A 22,738-nucleotide genomic window follows, 5' to 3' on the forward strand; every position below is an offset into this window, starting at 1 on the left:
GACGGGGGACAGCGGCCGCGATTAATGGTGGGGAGCCGATCTTGGGGCGGCCGGTACCCTTGGGAGGTCCGGGCACCATGGCCCGTTCCTTGTCGGGGAGTGACCCTCGGCACAGCCCAAGATGTAAGGACGATGAACGACGATGCATCGGTACAGGTCCCACACCTGCGGCGAGCTCCGCTCCTCTGACGTCGGTGCCGACGTCCGGCTGAGTGGCTGGCTGCACAATCGGCGCGACCTGGGCGGCATCCTCTTCATCGATCTGCGCGATCACTACGGCATCACGCAGCTCGTCGCCCGGCCGGGCACGCCCGCCTACGAGGCCTTGGACAAGGTCTCCAAGGAGTCGACGGTACGTGTAGACGGCAAGGTTGTTTCACGTGGAACCGACAACGTGAACTCCGACCTGCCCACCGGTGAGATCGAGGTCGAGGTCGGCGAGGTCGAGCTGCTCGGCGCGGCCGCCCCGCTGCCGTTCACGATCAACACCGAGGACGGGGTCAACGAGGAGCGGCGCCTGGAGTACCGCTTCCTGGACCTGCGCCGCGAGCGGATGCACAAGAACATCCTGCTGCGTACGTCGGTCATCTCCGCCATCCGTCACAAGATGACGGCCCTCGGCTTCAACGAGATGGCCACGCCGATCCTGTCCGCCACCTCTCCCGAGGGCGCGCGTGACTTCGTGGTGCCGTCCCGTCTGAACCCGGGCAAGTTCTACGCCCTTCCCCAGGCGCCGCAGCAGTTCAAGCAGCTGCTGATGATCTCGGGCTTCGACCGCTACTTCCAGATCGCGCCCTGCTTCCGTGACGAGGACGCGCGCGCGGACCGTTCGCCGGGCGAGTTCTACCAGCTCGACGTCGAGATGAGCTTCGTCGAGCAGGAGGACGTCTTCCAGCCGATCGAGAAGCTCATGACCGAGCTCTTCGAGGAGTTCGGCAACGGCCGTCACGTCACCTCCCCCTTCCCGCGGATCCCGTTCCGCGAGGCGATGCTGAAGTACGGCTCCGACAAGCCGGACCTGCGCGCCCAGCTGGAGCTCGTCGACATCACCGATGTCTTCGAGGGCTCGGAGTTCAAGGCGTTCGCCGGCAAGCACGTGCGGGCGCTCGCGGTGCCGGACGTCTCGGCGCAGCCGCGGAAGTTCTTCGACCAGCTCGGGGACTACGCCGTCTCGCAGGGCGCCAAGGGCCTGGCCTGGGTGCGGGTCGCCGAGGACGGTTCGCTGTCCGGTCCGATCGCGAAGTTCCTCACCGAGGAGAACGTCGCCGAGCTGACCAAGCGGCTGTCGCTGGCCGCCGGGCACGCGGTGTTCTTCGGCGCGGGCGAGTTCGACGAGGTCTCGAAGATCATGGGCGCGGTGCGGGTCGAGGCCGCCAAGCGCGCCGGGCACTTCGAGGAGAACGTCTTCCGGTTCTGCTGGATCGTCGACTTCCCGATGTACGAGAAGGACGAGGACACCGGCGCGATCGACTTCTCGCACAACCCGTTCTCCATGCCGCAGGGCGGCCTCGAGGCCCTGGAGACCCAGGACCCGCTGGACATCCTCGGCTGGCAGTACGACATCGTCTGCAACGGCGTCGAGCTGTCCTCCGGCGCGATCCGGAACCACGAGCCCGAGATCATGCTGAAGGCCTTCGAGATCGCGGGCTACGACCGCGAGACCGTCGAGGAGAAGTTCGCCGGCATGCTGCGCGCGTTCCGCTTCGGCGCCCCGCCGCACGGCGGGATCGCGCCCGGCGTCGACCGCATCGTCATGCTGCTGGCCGACGAGCCGAACATCCGCGAGACGATCGCCTTCCCGCTCAACGGCAACGCCCAGGACCTGATGATGGGCGCGCCGACGGAGCTGGAGGAGGCGCGGCTGAAGGAGCTGCACCTGTCGGTGCGCAAGCCGCAGCCGAAGTAACCGGCCGCTGTCGCAAGCGGAACTGAAGGGCTCGAAACCGGCGTCGGTTTCGAGCCCTTTCGCTTGGTTGCCCGGGGCACGCCCGTACGAGCCGCCTCAACTGGCAAGTAAGGAAAGGCTTTCCTATCGCCTACCTATGAAAGCGCCACAGTCCCCACCCACGCCCCTGACAGCCTTCTTACCTAACTTCCCTGCACATGACGGGAAACCAGCAGCACAGCGAGCCCAAACACAAGCGGGACCTGACCCGGCGCAAGGTCGTCGTGGCGGGTGCGGGCGCCGCCGTGGCGGTGGGGGCGGGAGCCACCCTCGCCGCGGGCGCCTTCGCGGACGAGACGAGCGGTACCGCGACCGCCACCACCTCCGCGAGCAGCACCGCCGAGGTCTGCTACAAGCTCACCTCGGAGACCACCGAGGGGCCGTACTACATCGACGCCGACAAGCTCCGCCAGGACATCACCGAGGACAAGGAGGGCATCCCGCTCGTCCTGAACCTCAAGGTGATCGACTCCGAGACCTGCAAGCCGATCCGCAACGCCGCCGTCGACATCTGGCACTGCGACGCGCTCGGCATCTACTCGGGCTACGAGAGCCTGTCGACCGGCGGAGGCGGCACGGCCCCGACCGACGCTCCCACCGACGCCCCGTCGGGTACGCCCACCGGTGAGCCGCCGTCCGGCGCGCCCTCCGGCGGCACCGGCGGTGGCGGGGGCCACGAGGAGCCCACCGACGACGAGCGCTATCTGCGCGGCACCTGGCGCACGGACAAGCAGGGCCGGGTCACCTTCAGGACGATCTTCCCGGGCTGGTACCGGGGCCGTACCGTGCACATCCACACCAAGGTGCACGTGGGTGGTGAGTGGACGGACGCCGGGTACGAGGGCGGCACCACCTGCCACACCGGGCAGTTCTTCTTCGACGAGGAGTCCGTGCTCGCCTCCGCCGAGGTCGAGCCGTACTCGACCTCCACGACCGAGCGCACCACGCTCGACGAGGACACCATCTACGACCAGAGCGGCACCACGGGCGGCCTGCTCAAGCTGAAGTACAAGAAGGACAACATCGCCAAGGGCGTCACCGGCTCCCTCACCATGGGCGTCGACCCCGACGCGACGAACGAGGGCACGTCGTTGTAGCCGACGGCCAGGTCGAGGGCGCCCGGGACGGTCGAGTCCCGGGCGCCCTTTCGTCGTACGAGCCGGGGCCATGGCGGCCTCACAGACTTCGTACAGACGGCTCGACGGCTGTGCACAGTGGTGCGGGGTCTCATGGGGACATACGGGGTCGGGTCACCCGGTCCCGTGGGAGACCGCAAGCGCTGGAGGAAGCGATGGGTTACGTCGTACTCGCACTGTTGCTGATCGTCGGAGCGGCCGCAGCGGTCGTCGCACAGCGGCGGCAGGGCGGTCGGCCGGAGCCTGTCGTGCCGCCGGTGCCGGTGCCCGCCCCGCCCGCTCTCCCCGACGCCGGGACCGTGCCCGAACCCGGCGCCCGTGCCGACGCCGGGCGGTGGGTCGAGCGGCTCGGTGGAGGGCTCGCCGGGATCGACGCGGCGGGGGACAAGGCGGCCGTGCAGGCGCTGGCCGACGCGACCGGGCGGTACCGCGCCGCGAAGGGGGAGCTGGCCGCCGGGCGGTACGCGAGTGCCGAGCTGGTGGCCGTCGAGGGGCTGCACTACGTCCGTGCCGCCCGCACCGCGCTGCGCCTGGACCCCGGGCCCGTGCTGCCCGGCCTCGGCACGCCCGCGGTGACGGCACGGGACGGGCGGGTCGTCCTGGACGAGCGGACGTACACCGTGTCCAACCGCTGGCGGGACGGGGTGACGCCGTACTACTACGCGGGCGGGGTGGTCGGCGGGCGCCGGGTTCCCGGGGGCTGGTACAGCTCGCCCTGGTGGAACCCGGCCCTGGCGGTCGCCTGAGCGGTCAGATCGTCCAGAGCAGGCCGAGGCCGCCGAGCGACGTACCGAACTGCTGGGTCAGGCCGACCGACGAAGCCGTGAACAGCTTGCTGCCGGTCGCCGTCGGACGGGACGAGCCGCCCGGGAAGACCCACACCGCGCCGGTGGCGTTGTTCTCCCCGGGCGCGCCGACGAACAGCTCCGGCCTGCCGTCCTTGTTCACGTCCCCGACCGAGACGGTCGTACCGAACAGGTCGTCGGTCTCGGAGGCACCGGGGACGGACGCCGTGTCCTGGGAGAAGGAGTACGAGCCGGTGCCGAGGGCGCCCGAGGCACGGCCCGGGACGACCGTCACCTGGCCGGCGTTGGGCTTGGCGAGGTCCTCGTACGGGGTGCCGACGACGATGTCCGCGAGGCCGTCCCGGTTCAGGTCGGCCACGGCCAGCGAGCCGCCGAAGGCGTCGTCCTTCTCGCTCGAGCCGGGGACACCGGCGGTGTTCTGGGTGATCTGTACGGGCGCGGTGCCGGTCGCGATGCCCGTCGCCGAGCCGTACCAGACCAGCACCCGGCCACCCGTGGCGCCGTCGACGCCCGCCGCTTCCGGCTCGTCCGGGTCGCCGGCCACGAGGTCGGCGTATCCGTCGCCGTCGATGTCGCCGGTGGCCACGATGAGGCCGTTGCCCTGGAGTTCGTTGCCGTAGGCGGGGTTCGCGTAGATGTCTCCGCCGCTCGCTCCGCTCAGACGGACGGTCGAGGAGGCCGGGTCGGGCACCTTGTCGCCGTTGAAGTCGCCGAGCGCCACGGAGCCGGTGGAGGGGGTGTCGTCGTTGTAGGTGACGGATCCGAAGCCGCCGTTGCGGCTGAACGGCCCGCTGAAGTACACGGACGCGTCCCATCCGGCCACCGCCACCCGGGTCTTCGCCCCGGCTCCGGTACTTAGCGCGGCGATGTCCAGGCCGTAGTGGCCCGGGTCGTTCGCCGGTGTCGGCAGATCCGTGCCACTGGTCAGCCCGTTCGCGCTCCCCCAGAGCACGGTCACCGCACCGGAGTCGGCGCCCTTCGACGTGTCCTCCTCCGGCGATCCCACGACCAGGTCGGCGTACCCGTCCCGGTTCAGGTCCGCCGTCGCGGTCGCCTCGCCGAACCGGTCGCCCGTCTCCGCCGTCCCCGGCACCCCGGCGGTGTTCTGCGTGATCGTCTTCCGGTGGCTCGCCGCCAGGCCCGTCTTCGAGCCGTACAACACGACCACCGCGCCCGCCGCCTCCTTGCCGGAGACGTTCGCGCCCGGTGCGGGCAGCACCGCGTCCTTGTAGCCGTCGCCGTTGAAGTCCCCCGGCACGCCCCCGTGCACGGCCGCCGCCGGAACCGCCGGGAGCAGCGCCCCGCCGATGACTCCGCCGATGACCCCGGTGATCACGAACCACTTGCGCATCAGATCCCCCTCCTGAATCTTCGCGGGAAGTGTAAAGGCGCCCGGGGCCGAAATGACCCCGGGCGCCTCGACCTGTCAACTCGCTTTTCAGGAAAGGGACTTGTAGCCGCCGAAGCCGGTCCCGATCTTCGCCCGCGCCCCGAACGACCCCTTCCCGTCCCCGCTGTTGCGGTAGAGGTTGCCGCTGGTGTCGCGGGAGACCAGGTCGGCCCTGCCGTCGTCGGTGATGTCGCCGACGCCGACCACGGCGTTGTAGGAGCCGCCCCAGTCCGAGAACAGCTTCACCCGGGCCTTGAACGTGCCGTCGCCCTTGCCGTCGTAGCGGTACAGGACGTTGGACTTGTCCTGGGCGAGCAGGTCGCCGATACCGTCGCCGTCGAGGTCCCCGGCGCCGACGATCTTCTTGTAGCCCTTCCAGTTGTCGTAGAGCTTCACGCGGGCCGACAGCTTGCCGGTGCTGGTGCCCTTGTAGAGGTAGACCGTGCCGGTGGAGGAGTTCCGGGCGATCAGGTCCGGACGGCCGTCGCCGCTCACGTCACCCGGCGAGGTCAGCACGTCGTACTGGGTCCAGCCGCTGCTCGCGAGGGTGGTGTACGACGTCGACGGCTTCAGCGCCGCGCCCCGGCCCGGCTTGTACAGCCGCAGCGAACCGTTGGCGTACCGCACGAGGACGTCGTTGTTGCGGTCCCCGCTGAGGTCGCCGATCGGGATCGCCTTGACGGTGGTCGCCCAGCCGCCGCCCGTGGACTTCTCGCCGAACTTCCCGGTCCCGGTGCCGGAGTGGTACGTCAGCCCGCCGGAGGAGTTGAGGGTGAGGAGGTCGCCGCGGCCGTCCGGGCCGTCGGGGCTGACGTAGTCGTGGCGTACCGCCGCCCCGCGCTGGAGGAAGGCCTTGCCGGAGGTGACCGTGTTCGCCGTGGTCGTGCCGAGGCCGGTCGCCTTCAGGGTCCAGGTGACCTCGCCGTTGGGGAAGTAGCCCCCGCTCGCGGTTCTGCCGTTCCAGCCGACGTCCACCCGGGCCGTCGTCCTGCCGCCGGTGAACGTGCGGGTGGCCTTGCCGGTCGCGCCGCTCTGCACCGAGGTGAACGTGAGCGACCAGGAGGTGACCGGACGGGACAGCACCCAGGAGCCGGCGAGCGGTGTCGCCGTGTCCACGTAGCTGCCGGTCTCCGACTCGAAGGCCGTCACCGCGGACGGGGCGATGCCCGTGGTGGTGACGCGGGTGCGCTCGTAGTCGTCGAACCAGGCGACCAGACCGGTGTACTCGTCCACCGTCCAGCGGTAACGCCGGTCCTGGCCCAGGCTGTCGGCGGGCAGGCCGGAGGCGATGGTGCGGGTGGTGCCCGTGGCCGCCTCGGTCAGGACCAGGGTGCGGGCCGTGTGGTCGTGGCGGACCGTGAAGCCGTCGCCGAGCAGCACGTCACCGGGGGTGACCGCCGTCGACGTACCGGCCATGGTGTCGTAGACGCCCGCCGAGTCCGTCCCGCACGCCCAGTACACCCAGCGGCCCGCCGCCTGGAGCTCGCTCGGCACACAGGCGAGGCCGGGGACGGTCACCGTGGCGAGGGTCTTCTCCAGCGGGATGCTGTACGAGGTGAGCCTGCCCGCGGTCGTCGTGGCGCTCCAGAGCGTGGAGCCGTGGAGAGCGGCGGCGCGCACGGAACGCTTCAGCTTCTGGCCCTGGCCGTACTCGCCGACGTACTGCGCCGGTGTCGCACCACCGGAGTCGTAGACCGCGTAGCCGTCGGAGACGTCGACGATCGAGCCGCCCGTGGTGCCGAACTCCAGCGGGACATAGCCGATGCTCACCAACTGGTCGGCGTTCGCCAGGCCGGTCTCGTTGTCGTCGTACGTCGAGAGATAGACGTCCTCGGCGTCGAGGTTGCCCCACAGCTGCACGCATTCGGTGTCGGCGTACGGGCAGACGGCGTGGGAGTTGTACGAGGGGCCGGCCGTCGCGTCGGACGCCGTCAGCTCGGTGGAGCCGTTCGTGGCGAGGGTGCGCACCGACGTCGTACGGCCGGACTCGGCGACGCGCAGGCTGCCGCGGCTGAGCGCGATGCCGGTCTTGGTGTTCTCCACCGCCGGGGACTGCTCGACCTTCTCCAGCTTCAGCGTGCCGTCCGCGGCCTGGCTCACCCGCTGCACCCACCAGTCGCCGGCGTCGGTGCCGCCTGTGACCAGGGCGGTGCCGTCGCCGGCTGCCAGGGTGTACTCCTCGGCGCTCGTCAGCAGGGTCCGCTGCACCGAGGGGTCGGTGACGTCGACCGCGAGGAGCTTGGAGCCGAGGGCGCTGGAGGACAGCGGCAGCAGCAGCCAGTCGCCGACGAGGACCGGGTCGCCGTCGAGCGTGCCCGGGTTCGAGGGCAGGGTGACGACCTGCTCGGGGGCGGTGAGGTCGGCGCGGGACAGCAGGTGCAGTTCGGTGTTCTGGAACCAGCCGATGCGGTCCGCGCTCATGACGTACTTCGGGCTGGTGCCGGCCTCGGGGAAGACCGCGGTGCTCACGGCCGACTCGATGTCGATGTAGTGGAGCGTCCCGAAGGTGCTGTTGTCCACGAACAGACCCGAGGGGTCCGCGGCGAGGAGCTCCCCGGCGCCCACGCTCGGTGTGTCACCGGTCAGCCTGCGGGTCTGCCAGGCGCCGTCGACCTTGTCGAGCAGGGCGTAGGTGGTGACGATCGTGTTCCCGGCGAGCGCCCGGTAGTCCCCCAGGCCGCTGTTCCAGGTCACCTTCTTGGAGGTGGCCGTCGCCGGGTCCCACAGGGTGGCGAACTCGTCGCCCGTGGACGTCGGCAGGGCGACCAGGTCGCTGCCCGAGCCGTACCAGGCGGGGTAGCAGTCCCAGCCCAGGTACTTGCAGTTGCCGACGGGTGTGTAGACACCGGCGGCGTTCTCGACCGTGGTGGTGTCGCCGGTGGTGTAGTCCGTCCACCGGAGCCCGGTCCTGCCGGTCTGCCAGTGCAGGAAGCCGCTGTCGCCGCTGACGTACGGGCGGTCGGCGCGCGGTGTGGTGGAGCTGGGATCGGTCAGGGTGATCCCGGTGGTGCCGACGGTCTCCGCCGCCTCCGCGGAGCCGCCGCCCTGCGACAGGACGACGACCGATGCGGCCGCGACGGCCACCGCGAGTGAGGAGACGGCGGCGGCGAGACCGCCCCGTCTCAGGGCGTGTCTGCCCACGTATGTAGTCCCTCCCGCCACGAGAGCCCCTGCCCTCGCACAAGTGGCCGGATATTACCAAGACTTCTTAAAGTCGCTTAACGCTTCTCAAAGCGGGCTCACAGGCAGTTCGCCGAACGTTCTCCCATGACGTCAACCGCCGTTCACCAGCTGATACTTGTCGTCTCCGACCTGGTCGCGGTCGGCGTCCTCGTCTTCGGCGTCTACTTCCCCCGCCACCACCGCCGCGACCTGGTCGCCTCCTTCCTCGGCGTGAACGTCGGGGTGCTCGCCGTGGCGATGACGCTGAGCTCGGCGTCGGTCGGGATCGGCCTGGGCATGGGCTTGTTCGGCGTGCTGTCGATCATCCGGCTGCGGTCGTACGAGATCGCCCAGCACGAGATCGCGTACTACTTCTCCGCGCTCGCCATCGGCCTGCTCGGCGGCCTCCCGGCCGAGGCCAACCCGCTGACCTCCGCGATGACCGCCCTGATCGTCGCCGTGATGTACCTCGGCGACCACCCCCGCCTCTTCCCTCGCCACCGGCAGCGCAGCCTGCGCCTGGACTCCGCCTACACCGACGACGAAGCGCTCCGGACCTATCTGGAGGTGCTGCTCGGTGGCCGCATCCTCAACCTGACCGTCAGGAGCGTCGACCTCGTCAACGACACCACGCAGGTCGAGGTCCGCTACCTCGCCTCCGGCACCCCCGTCCCCCAGGAGGCCGGCACCCCCGCCGAACAGGACGTCCGGGCGTGAGCGCGCTCGACTCCATCCACACGGCCGTGACGCTGCTGCGCCCCGTCGGCCTCGACGAACTCCCGCCGCTCATGACCCGCCTCGACCGCAAGTACGTCCTGCCACTGGTCGACCTGCCGATCCTGTTCGGCGGGCTGGCCGAAGACGTGCGGGTCCTGGAGATCGACGGCGCGCGGCGGTTCGGCTACCACTCCCGGTACTTCGACACCCCCGGCCTGGACGGCTACCTCGGTGCCGCCCGGCAGCGCCGCCGCCGCTTCAAGGTGCGCGTCCGCACCTATCTCGACTCCGGCGAACGCTTCGTCGAGGTCAAGACCCGAGGCCCGCGCGGCATCACGGTCAAGCACCGCATGCCGTACGACGGTGATCCGCACCGGCTGTCCCCGGCGGCCCGCGCCTACGCCGACGACGTGCTCGCCGCAGCCGGCATCGACGTCCGGCACCTCCGCTTCGAGCCCACCCTGACCACGGCGTACCGCCGCACCACCCTCTTCCTCCCCGCCACCGACAGCCGCCTCACCGTCGACACCGGCCTGACCTGGTCGTTGCCCGACGGCCGCCACGCACTGCGTGTCCCCGACCGCGCGATCGTCGAGACCAAGGCCGGCCGCGCCGGCTCCGGCGCCGACCGGCTGCTGTGGTCCCTGCGCCACCGGCCCTGCCCCGTCTCGAAGTACGGCACGGGCCTCGCCGCCCTCCGCCCCGAACTGCCCGCCCACCGGTGGCTGCCCGTGCTGCGCCGCCACTTTCCGACCGCGCTCGACGGGAGCCCCGCATGAGAATCCGTACGAAGGCCCTGCGTACGAGGGCCATGGGCGCCCTTGTCTGTGTGGTGCTGGGCGCCGCGGCGCTGGCCGGATGTTCGTCCTCCTCGGACTCGGGGTCTGAGTCGGGGTCGGGGTCGGGGGACCAGAGCAGCTCCTCCTCGGCCGCCGCCGCGGTCGACGGCGCCCAGAAGGCCTCCGCCGTGCTCGCCGCCGACAAGGAGGCCCATGACGGGGACTGGGACGAGTCGGGTGCCGAGGAGATCGCGCTCGACGGGAAGTCCGTCACCCTCACCGAGGCCGGTACCTACCGCCTCAGCGGCAAGCTCTCCGACGGGCAGGTGCTGGTCGACGCCCCTGACCAGAAGGTGACGTTGGTCCTCGACGGGGTCGACATCGCCAGTTCCTCGGGCGCGGCGATCGCGGCGACGGCGGTGGAGGAGCTGGTGGTCGTCCTGGCCGACGACAGCGAGAACACCCTCTCCGACGCCGACTCCTACGCCGAGGACGCCGACGCGAACGCGGCCCTCTTCAGCGCCGGGGACCTGACCGTCGGCGGCACGGGCTCGCTCACCGTGCGCGGGAGGGGCAACGACGGCATCGCGAGCAAGGACGGCCTGGTCATCGCGTCCGGCACGGTCACGGTCGAGGCCGCCGACGACGCCGTACGCGGCAAGGACTACCTGGTCGTGAAGGGCGGCTCGGTGACCGTGACCGCGAAGGGCGACGGCCTCAAGGCGGACAACACCGAGGACGCGGACGCCGGTTACATCGCCGTCGAGGGCGGCACCGTGAAGGTGACCGCCGCCGGCGACGGCGTCGACGCGGCCACCGACCTGGTGGTCACCGGCGGCACGCTCGGCGTCACCGCGCAGGCGACGGACGACTCCTCCGCGCACGGGCTGAAGTCCGGCGTGATCACCGTCCTGGAGAAGGGCACCGTCACGGTCGACGCCTCCGCCGACGGGCTGCACAGCGACGCGGCCGTGCACCTGGGCGGGGCGAAGGTGACCGTGGCGGCCGGGGACGACGGGGTGCACGCCGAGGGCGACCTGGTGATCAGCGGGGGCACGGTCGGGATCACGCGGTCGAACGAGGGGCTGGAGGGCAAGGACATCACCGTCGCGGGCGGTACGACGCAGGTCACGTCCGGGGACGACGGGGTCAACGCGTCGGGTTCCGACGGTACTTCGGAGGGCGGGGGCGGTGGCCCCGGTGGCGGAGGCGGTGGCATGGACGTGGGTGACTACACGCTGAAGGTCACCGGCGGCACCCTCGTCATCGACGCCGACGGCGACGGGTTCGACTCCAACGGCACCGCGGAGATCACCGGCGGCACCCTCGTCGTCAACGGCCCGGAGACGGGCGGCAACGGGGCGCTCGACGTCAACGGCAGTTTCACGGTGAGCGGCGGGGTGCTGCTGGCCGCGGGAAGCGCGGGGATGGCGGTGGCGCCGGACGAGGAGTCGGAGCAGGGCTGGGTGTCGGCGACCCTGGACGCCTCGGTGGCGGCGGGCACGACCCTGCACGTGGTGGACGCCGACGACAAGGTGGTGGCCACCTACGTCACCTCGAAGACGATCCAGAACGTCGTCTTCTCCTCCTCCGCCGTCAAGAGCGGCTCGGAGTACCGGATCTGGTCCGGCGGCGAGGCCTCGGGCGACTCGACCGGCGGGATGTACGCGAAGGGCGACCTCGACGGGGCCGACGAGATCGCCACGGTGACGGCGGGCGACGCCCCCGAAGGAGGCTTCGGGGGCGGCCCGCGCCGATAGCCCCGACGGGCTAGATAGCCCCGGTGGGCTTATCGGGCCACGTACTGGGTGAGGATCGCCTGCACCTCGTAGATGTCGACGCCCTTGGTGAAGGTCTTCTGGATCGGGAGCGAGGTGCCCGAGACCCAGATCTTCAGCTCGGCGTCGAGGTCGAAGGTGCCGGCGGTCTCCACCGCGAAGTGCGTGATGCTGCGGTACGGGATCGAGTGGTACTCGACCTTCTTGCCGGTGATGCCCTGCTTGTCGACCAGGATCAGCCGACGGTCGGTGAACATGATGACGTCGCGCACCAGCTGGTACGCCGCCTGCACACCCTCACCGGCGCCGAGCAGCTTGGCGAAGTCCGAGGCCGCCTGGGACGGATCGATGGTGTGCGCGTTGCCGAAAAGTGCCATGGATGAAACCCCCCACTAGTGATCTTCGGGCATGTATAGCGCCTTGTGGGGGCGTGTGCCTAGATCAGGTGGGGAAGTGGTGCGGAACCGGAGTGAGCCCGGGCGCCCCGGCGGGGGCCGGCCAGGTGCCGGTCAGGTGTCGTAACTCCCGTCCCAGGGCGCCCCGAAGCCGAGCCGGTCGGGATAGAGCTCGGCCCATCCCTCGCCCTCGTCCTCCCCGGTCACCATCCCGAACAGCACGCCGTCCACGGTCAGTTGGAAGGGCCGTACGGCGATGTCGGTGTAGGTCCGCCGGGGCAGGCTGCGCAGCAGGGTCGCCAGATGGGCCCGCGCCCGGGGCAGCACCGAGCCGTCCCGCTGCTGCTCGGCCCAGGTCCCGGCGCACCAGACGTCGGAGTCGCGGTAGTTGCCATCCGGGTCGAAGGTGTGCAGCACCGCGTACAGCCGCTTGTGCTCCTCCCAGCCGCTGTCCAGCTGGAACCCCTTGGGGAAGGCATAGGTGACCGACCCCAGGAACTGCCCATCCGCGTAAAGCCCGATGGCTTCGGTACGGCCGTGCGGCTCGTAGGCGATCGGGATGATCCCAGGTACTGCCATGGCGCAAACCATACGTATGTTCTCTGGCAAGTTCCGCCCCCCATCCATCAGTTGATCACCGATCGGCCGAAATTTTTACGGCAACCTTTTGGATCTCCACGACCACAGAGGAGGTGGAACTACCCCCCAAGTACGTAAGGACAACCCGTGGCTGCTCCCGCTCACCGCCGGTCCCTCCGCAAGCGCCGCACGCTCGTCGTCTCCGCCGCCGTGGTCGCGGCCGGTGTCGGCGCCGGCGTTCTGGTGCTGAACGCCAACGCCGGGACCGTCGACCTGTACCACCAGACCCTCGCCGCCAAGGACGGCTGGGCCTCCTCGGGGACGGGCACGACCGGCGGTACGAAGGCCGATGCCGCGCACACCTTCACGGTCTCCACCCGTGCCCAGCTGGTGAAGGCGCTGGGCTCGGCGTCCGACACGACCCCCCGGATCATCAAGGTCAAGGGCACGATCGACGCCAACACCGACGACGCCGGCAAGAAGCTGACCTGCGCGAGCTACGCGTCGGGCACGGGTTACTCGCTGACCTCGTATCTGAAGGCGTACGACCCGTCGACGTACGGCCGCTCGAAGCTGCCGTCGGGCACGCAGGAGACGGCGCGGGCGGCGGCGCAGAAGAAGCAGGCGGCTCAGATCGTCTTCAAGGTCCCCGCGAACACCACGCTCGTGGGCGTGCCGGGTACGAACGCCGGTCTGACCGGTGCCATGCTCCAGATCCAGAACGTGGACAACGTCATCGTCCGCAACCTCACCTTCGCCGCCACCGAGGACTGCTTCCCGCAGTGGGACCCGACCGACGGCGACGACGGCAACTGGAACTCCAACTACGACGCGGTGACGCTGCGCGGCGCGACCCACGTCTGGGCGGACCACAACACGTTCACGGACGCGCCGCATCTGGACGCCGCGAACCCGAAGTACTACGGCCGCGAGTACCAGATCCACGACGGCGAACTCGACGTGACCAAGAGCTCCGACCTGGTGACGATCTCCCGCAACGTCTTCTCCAACCACGACAAGACGACCCTGATCGGCAGTAGCGACAGCGAGCCGGCCGGCAAGCTGCGCGTCTCGATCCACCACAACGTCTACAAGGGCATCGTCCAGCGCGCCCCGCTCTCCCGGGTCGGCCAGATCCACATCTACAACAACTACTACGACGTGACCCCCCTGAACGGCTACGCCGTCCAATACAGCATCAACTCCCGTGCCAAGGCCCAGGTCGTCGCGGAGAACAACTACTGGAAGGTCCCGTCCTCCGTGAAGGTCGCCAAGCTCCTCAGCGGCGACGGCACGGGCGCGATCAAGGGCACGGGCAACTCAGTGAACGGCACGGTGACGGACCTGGTCGCCGCCTACAACGCGGCCTCGTCCAAGGACCTGAAGACGACGGTCAACTGGACCCCGACCCTGACGACGGGCCTCGAGACCTCGGCATCGGCGGTGAAGAACCTGCCTACGTCGCTGGGGTCGACGGCGGGGGCGGGTGTCCTGAAGTAGGGCTTGGCCGAGGCCCGGGAGGCTCGACGGCTTTCCGGGCCTTTCTGGCGCCGTGGGGTCGCCGGCGCGGTCTCACGAGGGCCACGCGGAGACCACGTCCTGGGGTCCCCACAACAGTCCGACTTGGCCGGCGGTCACCGCGGCCGTCGTCCCGGACAGGGATACGACGACCAGGCCGGCTGCGTCTCCCTCGAACCCGGGGATGTCCGCGGCGCCTCGCGTGAGAGTGGTCAGGTCGCCCTGATCGAAGGGCGTGGTCAGCCATTTCACCGAGCCCGCGAAGAACACGGTCCCCGCTACGGGTGCGCGGTCGGCGCCGACGAGGTCGACCTCCGGAGCGAACTGTCTGTTCCACCATCCGCCGACGACCTCGGTGTCGGGCCAGGGGAACTCCCCGGACGCCGCGGTGAGTTCCAGGGCCTCGCGGATCAAGGGCTCGACGGCACGGCCCCGCCACGTCGCCCATCGCCGCTCGACCACCCGGTACGCGGCCTCGGGACGACCACGTCTGGACAGTTCCTGTGCGGAGCGCATGGCGGCCAGATAGAGGCGCAGGTTGCTGTCGGCCACCCGGTAGAGGGCGGGTTTGCCGGGCTTGGTCGAGAGGGGCACATCCGAGGCGAGGACCCGCTTCTCCTCGGTGAGGCGGCGCAGCAGCGGCGACAGTATGCCCGAGGGCAGTGCGCCGCTCTGGCTGCCGGCCGTCGCCGCGATGTTGGCATGTGTACGGTCGCCGCTGCCCACCGCCTCCAGGACGCGGCGAGCTTGATCAGGTGCCGGGAACTCGGCCATCAGGGCGGCTTCGGGCACGCCGAACAGAGGTGAGGCCGGGTCGGCGCATTCGGACCGGATGAAGTCGAGCGCCGGAGTGCCGTGCGGCCATGCGCGCAGGATTCCGGGAAGGCCGCCGGAGACGAGGTGTGCGTCGATGGCATCGGCCGCGTCCAGACCCAGCGCGGCACCGGTCTCCGCCGGATTCAACGGGCCGAGAACGAGGCTGTCGGCGCGCCCGTAGAACGGGCGGTCGTAGGCCGTGAGCCGTTCCATCATGTGCAGATCGCTACCTAGCAGGATCAGCAGCACGGGCCGGCTGGACAGGAGTCGGTCCCACGCGGTCTGTAGAGCGCCGTCGAAGACGGGGTCCTGTTCCGCGAGCCAGGGCAGTTCGTCGAGTACGACGATGCTGGGAGAGTTCGGGAGCAGAGCGGCGAGTGCGCGGAAGGCGTCCGGCCAGTTGGTGGGGGCTGTCCTCGGGACCAGTTCCGAGTCGGATGGAAGCGAGGATTCTCCGAGCTCCGTCATGAAGTCGGCGATCCCCTCCACGGGCGAGGCGCCTTTGGTGGCGGTGAAGAAGACGTACGGCCGGTTCGCGCGGTCGCAGAGCTCCTGTACGAGCCGGGACTTCCCGACCTGCCGTCGGCCCCGGATGGCGACCGCGGCGCCGGCGCCATCGGTGGTGACGCGGTCGAGGCGTTTGCGCAGGAGAGCCAGTTCGGTCTCGCGGCCTACGAACCGGGTGGGCATGCCTGACCTCCGAATCTAGGTAGATTGAATCTACGTAGATTCAATCTACCTTACGTCCTCATCCGGAGGGGTAACAGAAAGGGCCCAGGACGTGATGTCCCGGGCCCTTCATGTCATGCGCGTGTGGCTTACGCGGTCGGCTCGCCGCCGAAGCGTTCCTTGTAGTTCTCCAAGTCCTCTTCCGTGAGCTTGGCGAAGAGGACCGGGGGGACGGTGAAGGGGGTGCCGGCGGGGACTGCGGTCAGGGACTTCGCGTCTGCCTCGGTGATCCAGGTCGCCGTGTCGTCGGTGAGGGTGAAGGCCTGGCGCATGGCTGCCGAGGTCGTCGGGATGAAGGGTTCGGAGACCACCGAGTAGAGGTGGATCAGGTTCATCGCGGTGCGGAGGGTCAACGCGGCGCCCTCCTGGTTGGTCTTGATCTCCAGCCAGGGAGCCTTCTCCTCCAGGTAGGAGTTGCCGGCCGACCACAGGGCGCGGAGCGCGGCCGCGGCCTTGCGGAACTGGAGGGCCTCCATCTGGGACTCGTACTCCGCCAGGAGCTCGGCGATCTGCTCGCCCAGCTTCGTCTCCGCCTCGCCCGGCTCGCCGCCCGCGGGGACCTCCTCGCCGAAGCGCTTCTTGGAGAAGGACAGGACGCGGTTGACGAAGTTGCCGAGGGTGTCGGCGAGGTCCTTGTTGACCGTCGCCGTGAAGTGCTCCCAGGTGAAGGAGGAGTCGTCCGACTCGGGGGCGTTGGCGATCAGGAAGTAGCGCCAGTAGTCGGCGGGGAGGATGGCGAGGGCCTGGTCCGTGAAGACGCCTCGCTTCTGGGACGTGGAGAACTTTCCGCCGTAGTACGTCAGCCAGTTGAAGGCCTTGACGTAGTCGACCTTCTTCCAGGGCTCCCGGACACCGAGCTCCGTCGCCGGGAACATCACCGTGTGGAACGGGACGTTGTCCTTCGCCATGAACTCCGTGTAGCGGACCGTGTCGTCCGCCTCGTACCACCACGACTTCCAGTCCCGGGTCTCCCCGGCGGGCGCCGCGTCCGACCACTCCTTCGTCGCGCCGATGTACTCGATCGGGGCGTCGAACCAGACGTAGAAGACCTTGCCCTCGGCCGCCAGCTCCGGCCAGGTGTCGGCGGGTACCGGGACGCCCCAGTCCAGGTCACGGGTGATCGCACGGTCGTGCAGGCCCTCGGTCAGCCACTTGCGGGCGATGGAGGAGGCCAGCTGCGGCCACTCCGCCTCGTGGCGGGAGACCCACTCCTCGACCTCGTGCTGGAGCTTCGACTGGAGGAGGAAGAGGTGCTTGGTCTCGCGGACCTCCAGGTCCGTGGAGCCCGAGATCGCCGAGCGCGGGTTGATCAGGTCCGTGGGGTCCAGGACCCGGGTGCAGTTCTCGCACTGGTCGCCGCGGGCCTTGTCGTAGCCGCAGTGGGGGCAGGTGCCCTCGACATAGCGGTCCGGGAGGAAGCGGCCGTCGGTCGGGGAGTAGACCTGGCGGATCGCCCGCTCCTCGATGAAGCCGTTCTCGTTCAGGCGGCGGGCGAAGTGCTGGGTGATCTCGACGTTCTGCTCACTGGAGCTGCGGCCGAAGTAGTCGAAGGCCAGCGCGAAGCCGTCGTAGACCGCCTTCTGGGCGTCGTGCGCCTGCGCGCAGAAGTCCGCTACGGGGATGCCCTGCTCCTTCGCCGCCAGCTCGGCCGGGGTGCCGTGCTCGTCGGTCGCACAGATGTAGAGGACGTCGTGGCCGCGCTGGCGGAGGTACCGGGAGTACACGTCCGCCGGGAGCATGGACCCCACCATGTTGCCCAGGTGCTTGATCCCGTTGATGTACGGAAGGGCGCTGGTGATGAGGTGTCGAGCCATCGGGGGCTGCTCCCAGGTCGGAATTCTCGGTGCGTTACGCCTTGCTTTACGAACCTTGAAATCGTAGCCGACTTGGGTGGGCCGCCCGCTTTCCGTTTTGAGGCGTGGAAAGCGGGCGGCCCGGGGTGTGTCGATCTTGGTGGCTACGGGCGCCAGTCGATCAGTACGCCGTCGTAGAGCTCCGCGTCGGTGAGCTCCTTGGGGGTGGGGCCGGCGTGGAAGAAGGCCGTGTTGTCGGTCTTCAGTTTGCGGAGGTAGTCGAACGCCTTGTTCTCGTGCTCGCCGAACGCGACGAAGGAGAAGAACACCGAGGGGTGGGTCTTCGCGGCGTCGGTCAGGGCCTGGGTCGCGGGGGTCTTCGCGTCGGGGGCGCCGTCGGTCTGGAAGACGACCAGGGCGGGGGTCTTCGCGTCGGGGGTGTTCTTGTCGTAGTGGGCGAGTACGGCTTCCACGGCGGCGTGGTAGCTCGTGCGGCCCATGCGGCCGAGGCCGGCGTGCGCCTCGTCGATCGCGTCCTGCGGGGAGGCGGGGGTGAGGTCGATGGTGCCGTCGACCTCGGTGGAGAAGAAGACGACGTGGACGGCGGGGGTGTCGCCTTCGGTGTCCGGGGTGAGGTGGGTCGCGAGCGCGAGGGTCTGGTCGGCGAGGGCCTGTGCGGAGCCGTCCTTGTAGTACGCGCGCATGCTCGCGGAGCGGTCCAGGACGAGGTAGGTCCTGGCGCGGGCGGTGGTGAGGCCGGCCTTGGCGAGGGCGAGGGCGGCGGCGTCGTGGGCGGCGGCGATCGGCTGCGCCTCGGGCGCCGTCTCGGCCTCGGCTTCGCCATCGGCCTCGATGTTGTTCCCACCCGCACCGCCCGTGCTGCTTTCGTCGTCGGCTGCCGGTGGCCCCTGTGGGGCGTCCTCGTCGTCGGCGGCTGCGGCGATCGGTTCGGGGGTGGGCTCGGGGGTGGCTTCGGGGGCGACCTCGGCGGCGGGCTCCGGCTGAGTCTCTACGACAGCCTCAGCTTCAGTTTCAGCCTCAACCTCAGCCGCCTCCGGTTCCGCGGCGGCGACGGGCTCCGGCTCGGTTTCCGCGACCGGCTCCGGCTCCTCAGCGGCGGCGGCCTCCTCCGCGACCTCAGTGGCCGCGGGCTCCTCGGCGACAGCCTCGGCAGCCTTCTCCTCTACGGCAACCTCAGCAGCCGGCTCCTCGACCTCGGCCACCGGCGCGGGCTCCGGCTCCTCGGCCGGTTCCGGCGTCGGCTCCTCGGCCTTCGCCTCTTCCACGACCGGCTCTTCCACAACCGGCTCCGCCACGACAGCCTCGGCCGCAACCTCCTCGACCGCGACCGGCTCCTCCACCACCGGCGTCGGCTCCTCGGCCGGCGTCTCCGTGGCCTCCGAAGCTCCCTCAGTAGCCTCAGTAGCCTCAGTAGCCTCAGTAGCCTCCGTAGAAGCCGTACCCCCGGAAGCCTCCTCCGTCCGTTCCTCCACCGGCCCCGCCGGCTTCGGTACTGCCACGTTGTCGAAGGCGGCCGACACCAGGTCGTGCTCGTCCTTGGTCGACAAGGACGCCGACGTGGCGGTGCGCGGCTCCGGGACCTGGGCCGATGCAGGTGCCGGCGTCGTGGGTTCCGGCTCGGGGGACGGGGAGGGCACCGTCGGCGTCGTCCCTTCCGCACCCTCTGCCTCGGCGGTGCGCCCCTTGCGTGACCGGCCGCCGAACGCGTTCCGCAGGAGAGTGAGAATGCCCATGTGCGCAACCCTTCGCATGAGTTGATGCCCGTAAATCCCTGGCCAGGACGGACACGTAAGGTTAGCGGCCCCGGATGGTGATCTTGGGGAGGGGCGGACACATGACCCTGCCTCCGTCAAGACCCACATTCGGACGTACTCCCCCACCTCACCCCTAACTCCCTTACCGCTACCTCGGCTTCACCGGCCGTTCATCGAGAGTCCCCGCTCCCGCACAAACGTGCTCCTACCGTCCGTGACGCGGGTTCAAGGGGATTCCATGGGGAAGCAAGGGGAATACAAAATGCGCAAACTGCTGCCGCTGATCGGCACGCCGTCGTCCGACTCGCACCCGGGCGGCCGCTCCGCCCTGACGTGCCTGTACCGCTGTGGCAACGCCTGCTTCCACGAGGCGCCCAACACCAGCGCCAACGAATACGTCGGTGATGTGATCGCCGGTGCCGTCAGCCGCCGCACCCTGATGCAGGCCGCCGCCGTGGTGACCGTCGCGGCCGCCGCCGGTACGGGCGTCGTCGCCGGTGCCCCGGAGGCTCAGGCCGCCACCGCCGGCTCGTACAAGAAGCCCGGTAGCGGTGGTGGTAGGGGTGCCCGCGGTCTGCGCTTCACTCCCGTCGCCCCCAACACCGCAGACCAGGTCACCGTCCCGGACGGCTACGCCCAGAACGTCGTCATCCGGTGGGGCGAGCCCATCCTGCGCGGCGCGCCCGCCTTCGACCCGGAGAAGCAGACCGCCGCCGCCCAGGCCGGTCAGTTCGGGTACAACAACGACTACCTGACCCTGCTCCCGCTGGGCCACGGCAAGCAGCTCCTCGTCGCCAACCACGAGTACACCGACGAGGTGCTCATGTTCCGCGGCTACGACGCCGCCAAGCCGACCCGTGAGCAGGTCGAGATCGCCTGGGCCGCCCATGGGCTGTCCGCCGTCGTCGTGGAGGAGAGCCGCAAGAGCGGGAAGCTCACCGTCGTGCCGCGGCATCCCCTCAACCGCCGTATCACCGCCACCACCGAGTTCCGGCTCACCGGGCCCGCCGCCGGGTCCGACCTGCTGAAGACCTCCGCCGACCCGACGGGGACGAAGGTTCTCGGCACGCTCAACAACTGCTCCGGCGGGACCACCCCCTGGGGCACGAGCCTGCACGGCGAGGAGAACTTCAACCAGTACTTCGCCAACAGCGGCCGCGCCACCGACAAGCGGTACGGCATCGGGACCGGGGCGACCGAGCGCAAGTGGGAGCTGTTCGACAAGCGGTTCGACGTCGCCCAGGAGCCCAACGAGGTGCACCGTTTCGGGTATGTCGTCGAGTTCGACCCTTATGACCCGACCTCCACGCCCCGCAAGCACACCGCCATCGGGCGCTTCAAGCACGAGGGTGCCACCATCCGGCTCACCGACGACGGACGCCCCGTCGTCTACTCCGGTGACGACGAGCGCTTCGACTACTTCTACAAGTTCGTCAGCAGCAAGCGGATGCGGAAGGGGACGACTCGCTCCGTCCGCGAGCACAATCTCTCGCTGCTCGACGAAGGCACGCTGTACGTCGCCAAGCTCACCGGGGACTCCCCCGCCATCGAGATCGACGGCACCGGCAAGCTGCCCGCCGACGGCGAGTTCGACGGCAGCGGCGTGTGGATACCGCTGGCGACCGCGACCGCCAAGGGCGCCGTCTCGCACGTCGAGGGCATGAGCGCCGAGGAGGTCTTCGTCTTCACCCGGCTCGCCGGTGACAAGGTCGGCGCGACCAAGATGGACCGGCCCGAGGACATCGAGCCCAACCCGCACACCGGCAAGGTCTACGTCGCCCTGACGAACAACACCAACCGTGGTGTCGGCAGCAACGCCCCGGCCGACGAGGCCAACCCGCGCAATGCCAACAAGCACGGGCAGATCCTGGAGCTCACCGAGCGCGCCGACAGCACCAGGTTCGCGTGGTCGCTCTTCCTGGTCGCCGGTGACCCGAACGACCCCGCCACCTACTTCGCGGGCTTCCCGAAGGACAGGGTCAGCCCGATCTCCTGCCCGGACAACGTCGCCTTCGACCCGCACGGCAACCTGTGGATCTCCACCGACGGAGCCCAACTCGGCTACCACGACGGCCTGTTCGGCGTCGCGACCAAGGGGGACCGGCGCGGTGAGCTGAAGCAGTTCCTCACCATGCCGATCGGCGCCGAGACCTGTGGCCCGATCGTCCAGGACCGCCGTGTCCTGGTCGCCGTGCAGCACCCGGGCGAGATCAGCGGCGCCACGGTGGAGAAGCCGGCCAGCGTCTGGCCCGACGGACCCGGCAAGATCGTCCGCCCGGCCGTGGTGGCCGTATGGCGCAAGGACGGCGAGGACATCGGCGTCTGAGGCGTATCCAAGCGGGCCAGGTGAAGTCCACTGCGGTTCGGCAGCGCCCGAAGGGGCGCGGGGAACTGCGCGACCAGCCACGACGGTGCCGCAGACGAACAACAACCTTCGACCGCACTTCCAGCGGAGCGCTTAGCGGGTGGTGGCCGGGACCGCGTGTTCCAGCCACTCCCGGTACGCCGGCGCCTGCCGCGCCGCCTCCCAGTACGCCTCCTCCAGCGCGGGACGGACCCCGTCCAGGTCCGTCTCCGTCCGGGCCGCGAGCAGCAGCCGTACGCCGAGGGGATCGCCCCGCAGCCGGCGTACGGACATGTCGGGGCGGGGGAGGCAGGACGGCTGGCAGACGGTGACGACCTCGCCGGTCGCGACGAGGGCGGCGGCCGTGTGGTAATCGCCGTGCAGGACCCGGGGGTTGAGGCCCGCGGCCCGGAACACCCGCTGCACGGCGTCCCATTCACCGTCCACTGTGGGGTCGATCATCCACCGGTCCCCGGCCAGGTCGGCGAGGTCGACGACCGTCTTGGCGGTGGCCGGATGGTCGGCGGGCAGGGACACGAACTGCGGCTCACGCTCGACGAGCACCCGCACCCGAAGGCCCTCCGGGATGCGCAGCGGCGAGCCCTCCACCTCGTGCACGAAGGCCACGTCGAGCTGTCCGTCGGCGACCATGCTCAGCAGGGCGTTGGGGGAGACGTCCATGTGGAGGGTGGGCTCCTGCCCGCGCCCCCTGAGTCTTCGCAGCCACCCCGCCAGGGCTCTGCTCGCGGTGGACCCGACCCGCAGCTGCGGCCCGCCCACGGCGGCGGCCCGCGCCTCCGAGACCAGGGAGCGCATCTCGGCCACCAGCGGCCGCGCCCGGCTCAGCACCAGCCGCCCGAGCGGAGTCGGCCGGCACCCGGTGCGCTCCCGCCGGAACAGCGCTCCGCCCAGCTCCTGTTCGATACGTCTGAGCTGGGTACTCAACGAGGGCTGGGCGACGCCCAGTTGGCGGGCAGCCCGGTGCAGACTGCCGGTGTCGGCTATGGCGCACAGCGCGCGAAGGTGCCTGACCTCGAGCTCCATGCCCTGGGAGACTAAAGCGGGCTCACAGGTTG

At 69.9% G+C, this 22,738-nt stretch carries 16 protein-coding genes; 8 read left to right on the forward strand and 8 right to left on the reverse strand.

Annotation, left to right across the window (positions count from 1 at the left end):
• The first annotated feature begins 142 nt into the window (after positions 1 to 142).
• The 3 genes from aspS to ABKA17_RS15425 all read left to right on the forward strand — a co-directional run bounded on the left by aspS (position 143) and on the right by ABKA17_RS15425 (position 3,827).
• Positions 143 to 1,906: an aspartate--tRNA ligase gene (gene aspS, locus ABKA17_RS15415; protein WP_353692598.1), complete on the forward strand. Its 1,764-nt coding sequence runs from the start codon at positions 143 to 145 to the stop codon at positions 1,904 to 1,906.
• A 197-nt stretch (positions 1,907 to 2,103) separates the two neighbouring features.
• Positions 2,104 to 3,042 carry an intradiol ring-cleavage dioxygenase gene (locus tag ABKA17_RS15420; RefSeq protein WP_353692599.1) on the forward strand — a complete coding sequence of 313 codons (939 nt, stop codon included), beginning with the start codon at positions 2,104 to 2,106 and terminating at the stop codon, positions 3,040 to 3,042.
• A 194-nt stretch (positions 3,043 to 3,236) separates the two neighbouring features.
• Complete coding sequence (locus ABKA17_RS15425; RefSeq protein ID WP_353692600.1) at positions 3,237 to 3,827, forward strand: hypothetical protein; 591 nt, start codon at positions 3,237 to 3,239, stop codon at positions 3,825 to 3,827.
• A gap of 4 nt (positions 3,828 to 3,831) precedes the next feature.
• Here ABKA17_RS15425 and ABKA17_RS15430 read toward each other — a convergent pair whose 3' ends face one another.
• Positions 3,832 to 5,238, reverse strand: a complete 1,407-nt coding sequence (locus tag ABKA17_RS15430; protein ID WP_353692601.1) for an FG-GAP repeat protein — start codon at positions 5,236 to 5,238, stop codon at positions 3,832 to 3,834.
• An 87-nt stretch (positions 5,239 to 5,325) separates the two neighbouring features.
• On the reverse strand, positions 5,326 to 8,418 hold the full coding sequence (locus tag ABKA17_RS15435; protein ID WP_353692602.1) for an FG-GAP repeat domain-containing protein: 3,093 nt from the start codon (positions 8,416 to 8,418) through the stop codon (positions 5,326 to 5,328).
• Between the two features lie 126 nt (positions 8,419 to 8,544).
• Here ABKA17_RS15435 and ABKA17_RS15440 point away from each other — a divergent pair, with 126 nt between their 5' ends.
• The 3 genes from ABKA17_RS15440 to ABKA17_RS15450 are packed head-to-tail and all read left to right on the forward strand — an operon-like array spanning position 8,545 to position 11,695.
• On the forward strand, positions 8,545 to 9,156 hold the full coding sequence (locus ABKA17_RS15440; protein WP_353692603.1) for a DUF4956 domain-containing protein: 612 nt from the start codon (positions 8,545 to 8,547) through the stop codon (positions 9,154 to 9,156).
• Positions 9,153 to 9,935 carry a polyphosphate polymerase domain-containing protein gene (locus tag ABKA17_RS15445; RefSeq protein ID WP_353692604.1) on the forward strand — a complete coding sequence of 261 codons (783 nt, stop codon included), beginning with the start codon at positions 9,153 to 9,155 and terminating at the stop codon, positions 9,933 to 9,935. The genes ABKA17_RS15440 and ABKA17_RS15445 overlap by 4 nt, the downstream gene beginning before the upstream one ends.
• The gene (locus ABKA17_RS15450; RefSeq protein WP_353692605.1) at positions 9,932 to 11,695 is read left to right on the forward strand and encodes a carbohydrate-binding domain-containing protein; all 1,764 of its coding nucleotides are present in this window, start codon (positions 9,932 to 9,934) and stop codon (positions 11,693 to 11,695) included. The genes ABKA17_RS15445 and ABKA17_RS15450 overlap by 4 nt, the downstream gene beginning before the upstream one ends.
• A 29-nt stretch (positions 11,696 to 11,724) precedes the next feature.
• On the opposite strand, the gene ABKA17_RS15455 is transcribed toward ABKA17_RS15450, so the two are convergent.
• Complete coding sequence (locus tag ABKA17_RS15455; protein WP_353692606.1) at positions 11,725 to 12,090, reverse strand: PH domain-containing protein; 366 nt, start codon at positions 12,088 to 12,090, stop codon at positions 11,725 to 11,727.
• A 132-nt stretch (positions 12,091 to 12,222) separates the two neighbouring features.
• Positions 12,223 to 12,687, reverse strand: coding sequence for a hypothetical protein (locus tag ABKA17_RS15460; protein WP_353692607.1), 465 nt, complete (start codon positions 12,685 to 12,687; stop codon positions 12,223 to 12,225).
• A 147-nt stretch (positions 12,688 to 12,834) separates the two neighbouring features.
• On the opposite strand from ABKA17_RS15460, the gene ABKA17_RS15465 reads away from it, so the two are divergent.
• Positions 12,835 to 14,187 (forward strand): pectate lyase family protein, encoded by a 1,353-nt coding sequence (locus tag ABKA17_RS15465; RefSeq protein WP_353692608.1) that lies wholly within the window; start codon positions 12,835 to 12,837, stop codon positions 14,185 to 14,187.
• A gap of 72 nt (positions 14,188 to 14,259) precedes the next feature.
• Here the strand turns inward: ABKA17_RS15465 and ABKA17_RS15470 are convergent, their stop codons facing one another.
• The 3 genes from ABKA17_RS15470 to ABKA17_RS15480 form a co-directional block, all read right to left on the reverse strand.
• Positions 14,260 to 15,711 carry an ATP-binding protein gene (locus ABKA17_RS15470; RefSeq protein ID WP_353692609.1) on the reverse strand — a complete coding sequence of 484 codons (1,452 nt, stop codon included), beginning with the start codon at positions 15,709 to 15,711 and terminating at the stop codon, positions 14,260 to 14,262.
• A 128-nt stretch (positions 15,712 to 15,839) separates the two neighbouring features.
• Positions 15,840 to 17,564, reverse strand: coding sequence for a methionine--tRNA ligase (gene metG / locus ABKA17_RS15475; protein ID WP_353692610.1), 1,725 nt, complete (start codon positions 17,562 to 17,564; stop codon positions 15,840 to 15,842).
• A 143-nt stretch (positions 17,565 to 17,707) separates the two neighbouring features.
• Complete coding sequence (locus tag ABKA17_RS15480; protein WP_353692611.1) at positions 17,708 to 19,297, reverse strand: VWA domain-containing protein; 1,590 nt, start codon at positions 19,295 to 19,297, stop codon at positions 17,708 to 17,710.
• A 283-nt stretch (positions 19,298 to 19,580) separates the two neighbouring features.
• On the opposite strand from ABKA17_RS15480, the gene ABKA17_RS15485 reads away from it, so the two are divergent.
• Positions 19,581 to 21,644 (forward strand): PhoX family protein, encoded by a 2,064-nt coding sequence (locus ABKA17_RS15485; RefSeq protein WP_353692612.1) that lies wholly within the window; start codon positions 19,581 to 19,583, stop codon positions 21,642 to 21,644.
• Positions 21,645 to 21,776: 132 nt separating this feature from the next.
• Here the strand turns inward: ABKA17_RS15485 and ABKA17_RS15490 are convergent, their stop codons facing one another.
• Positions 21,777 to 22,706 carry a LysR family transcriptional regulator gene (locus tag ABKA17_RS15490; RefSeq protein ID WP_353692613.1) on the reverse strand — a complete coding sequence of 310 codons (930 nt, stop codon included), beginning with the start codon at positions 22,704 to 22,706 and terminating at the stop codon, positions 21,777 to 21,779.
• Between the last annotated feature and the right edge of the window lie 32 nt (positions 22,707 to 22,738).

The sequence above is a fragment of the Streptomyces sp. RG80 genome (assembly GCF_040446465.1).
Taxonomy (GTDB): Bacteria; Actinomycetota; Actinomycetes; order Streptomycetales; family Streptomycetaceae; genus Streptomyces.

What these genes read in the sequence shown, in the direction of transcription:
- aspS (WP_353692598.1), top strand. Translation starts at nt 143, where the DNA reads ATGCATCGGTACAGGTCCCACACCTGCGGCGAGCTCCGCTCCTCTGAC.
- ABKA17_RS15420 (WP_353692599.1), top strand. Translation starts at nt 2,104, where the DNA reads ATGACGGGAAACCAGCAGCACAGCGAGCCCAAACACAAGCGGGACCTG.
- ABKA17_RS15425 (WP_353692600.1), top strand. Translation starts at nt 3,237, where the DNA reads ATGGGTTACGTCGTACTCGCACTGTTGCTGATCGTCGGAGCGGCCGCA.
- ABKA17_RS15430 (WP_353692601.1), bottom strand. Translation starts at nt 5,238, where the DNA reads ATGCGCAAGTGGTTCGTGATCACCGGGGTCATCGGCGGAGTCATCGGC.
- ABKA17_RS15440 (WP_353692603.1), top strand. Translation starts at nt 8,545, where the DNA reads ATGACGTCAACCGCCGTTCACCAGCTGATACTTGTCGTCTCCGACCTG.
- ABKA17_RS15450 (WP_353692605.1), top strand. Translation starts at nt 9,932, where the DNA reads ATGAGAATCCGTACGAAGGCCCTGCGTACGAGGGCCATGGGCGCCCTT.
- ABKA17_RS15455 (WP_353692606.1), bottom strand. Translation starts at nt 12,090, where the DNA reads ATGGCACTTTTCGGCAACGCGCACACCATCGATCCGTCCCAGGCGGCC.
- ABKA17_RS15460 (WP_353692607.1), bottom strand. Translation starts at nt 12,687, where the DNA reads ATGGCAGTACCTGGGATCATCCCGATCGCCTACGAGCCGCACGGCCGT.
- ABKA17_RS15470 (WP_353692609.1), bottom strand. Translation starts at nt 15,711, where the DNA reads ATGCCCACCCGGTTCGTAGGCCGCGAGACCGAACTGGCTCTCCTGCGC.
- metG (WP_353692610.1), bottom strand. Translation starts at nt 17,564, where the DNA reads ATGGCTCGACACCTCATCACCAGCGCCCTTCCGTACATCAACGGGATC.
- ABKA17_RS15480 (WP_353692611.1), bottom strand. Translation starts at nt 19,297, where the DNA reads ATGGGCATTCTCACTCTCCTGCGGAACGCGTTCGGCGGCCGGTCACGC.
- ABKA17_RS15485 (WP_353692612.1), top strand. Translation starts at nt 19,581, where the DNA reads ATGCGCAAACTGCTGCCGCTGATCGGCACGCCGTCGTCCGACTCGCAC.
- ABKA17_RS15490 (WP_353692613.1), bottom strand. Translation starts at nt 22,706, where the DNA reads ATGGAGCTCGAGGTCAGGCACCTTCGCGCGCTGTGCGCCATAGCCGAC.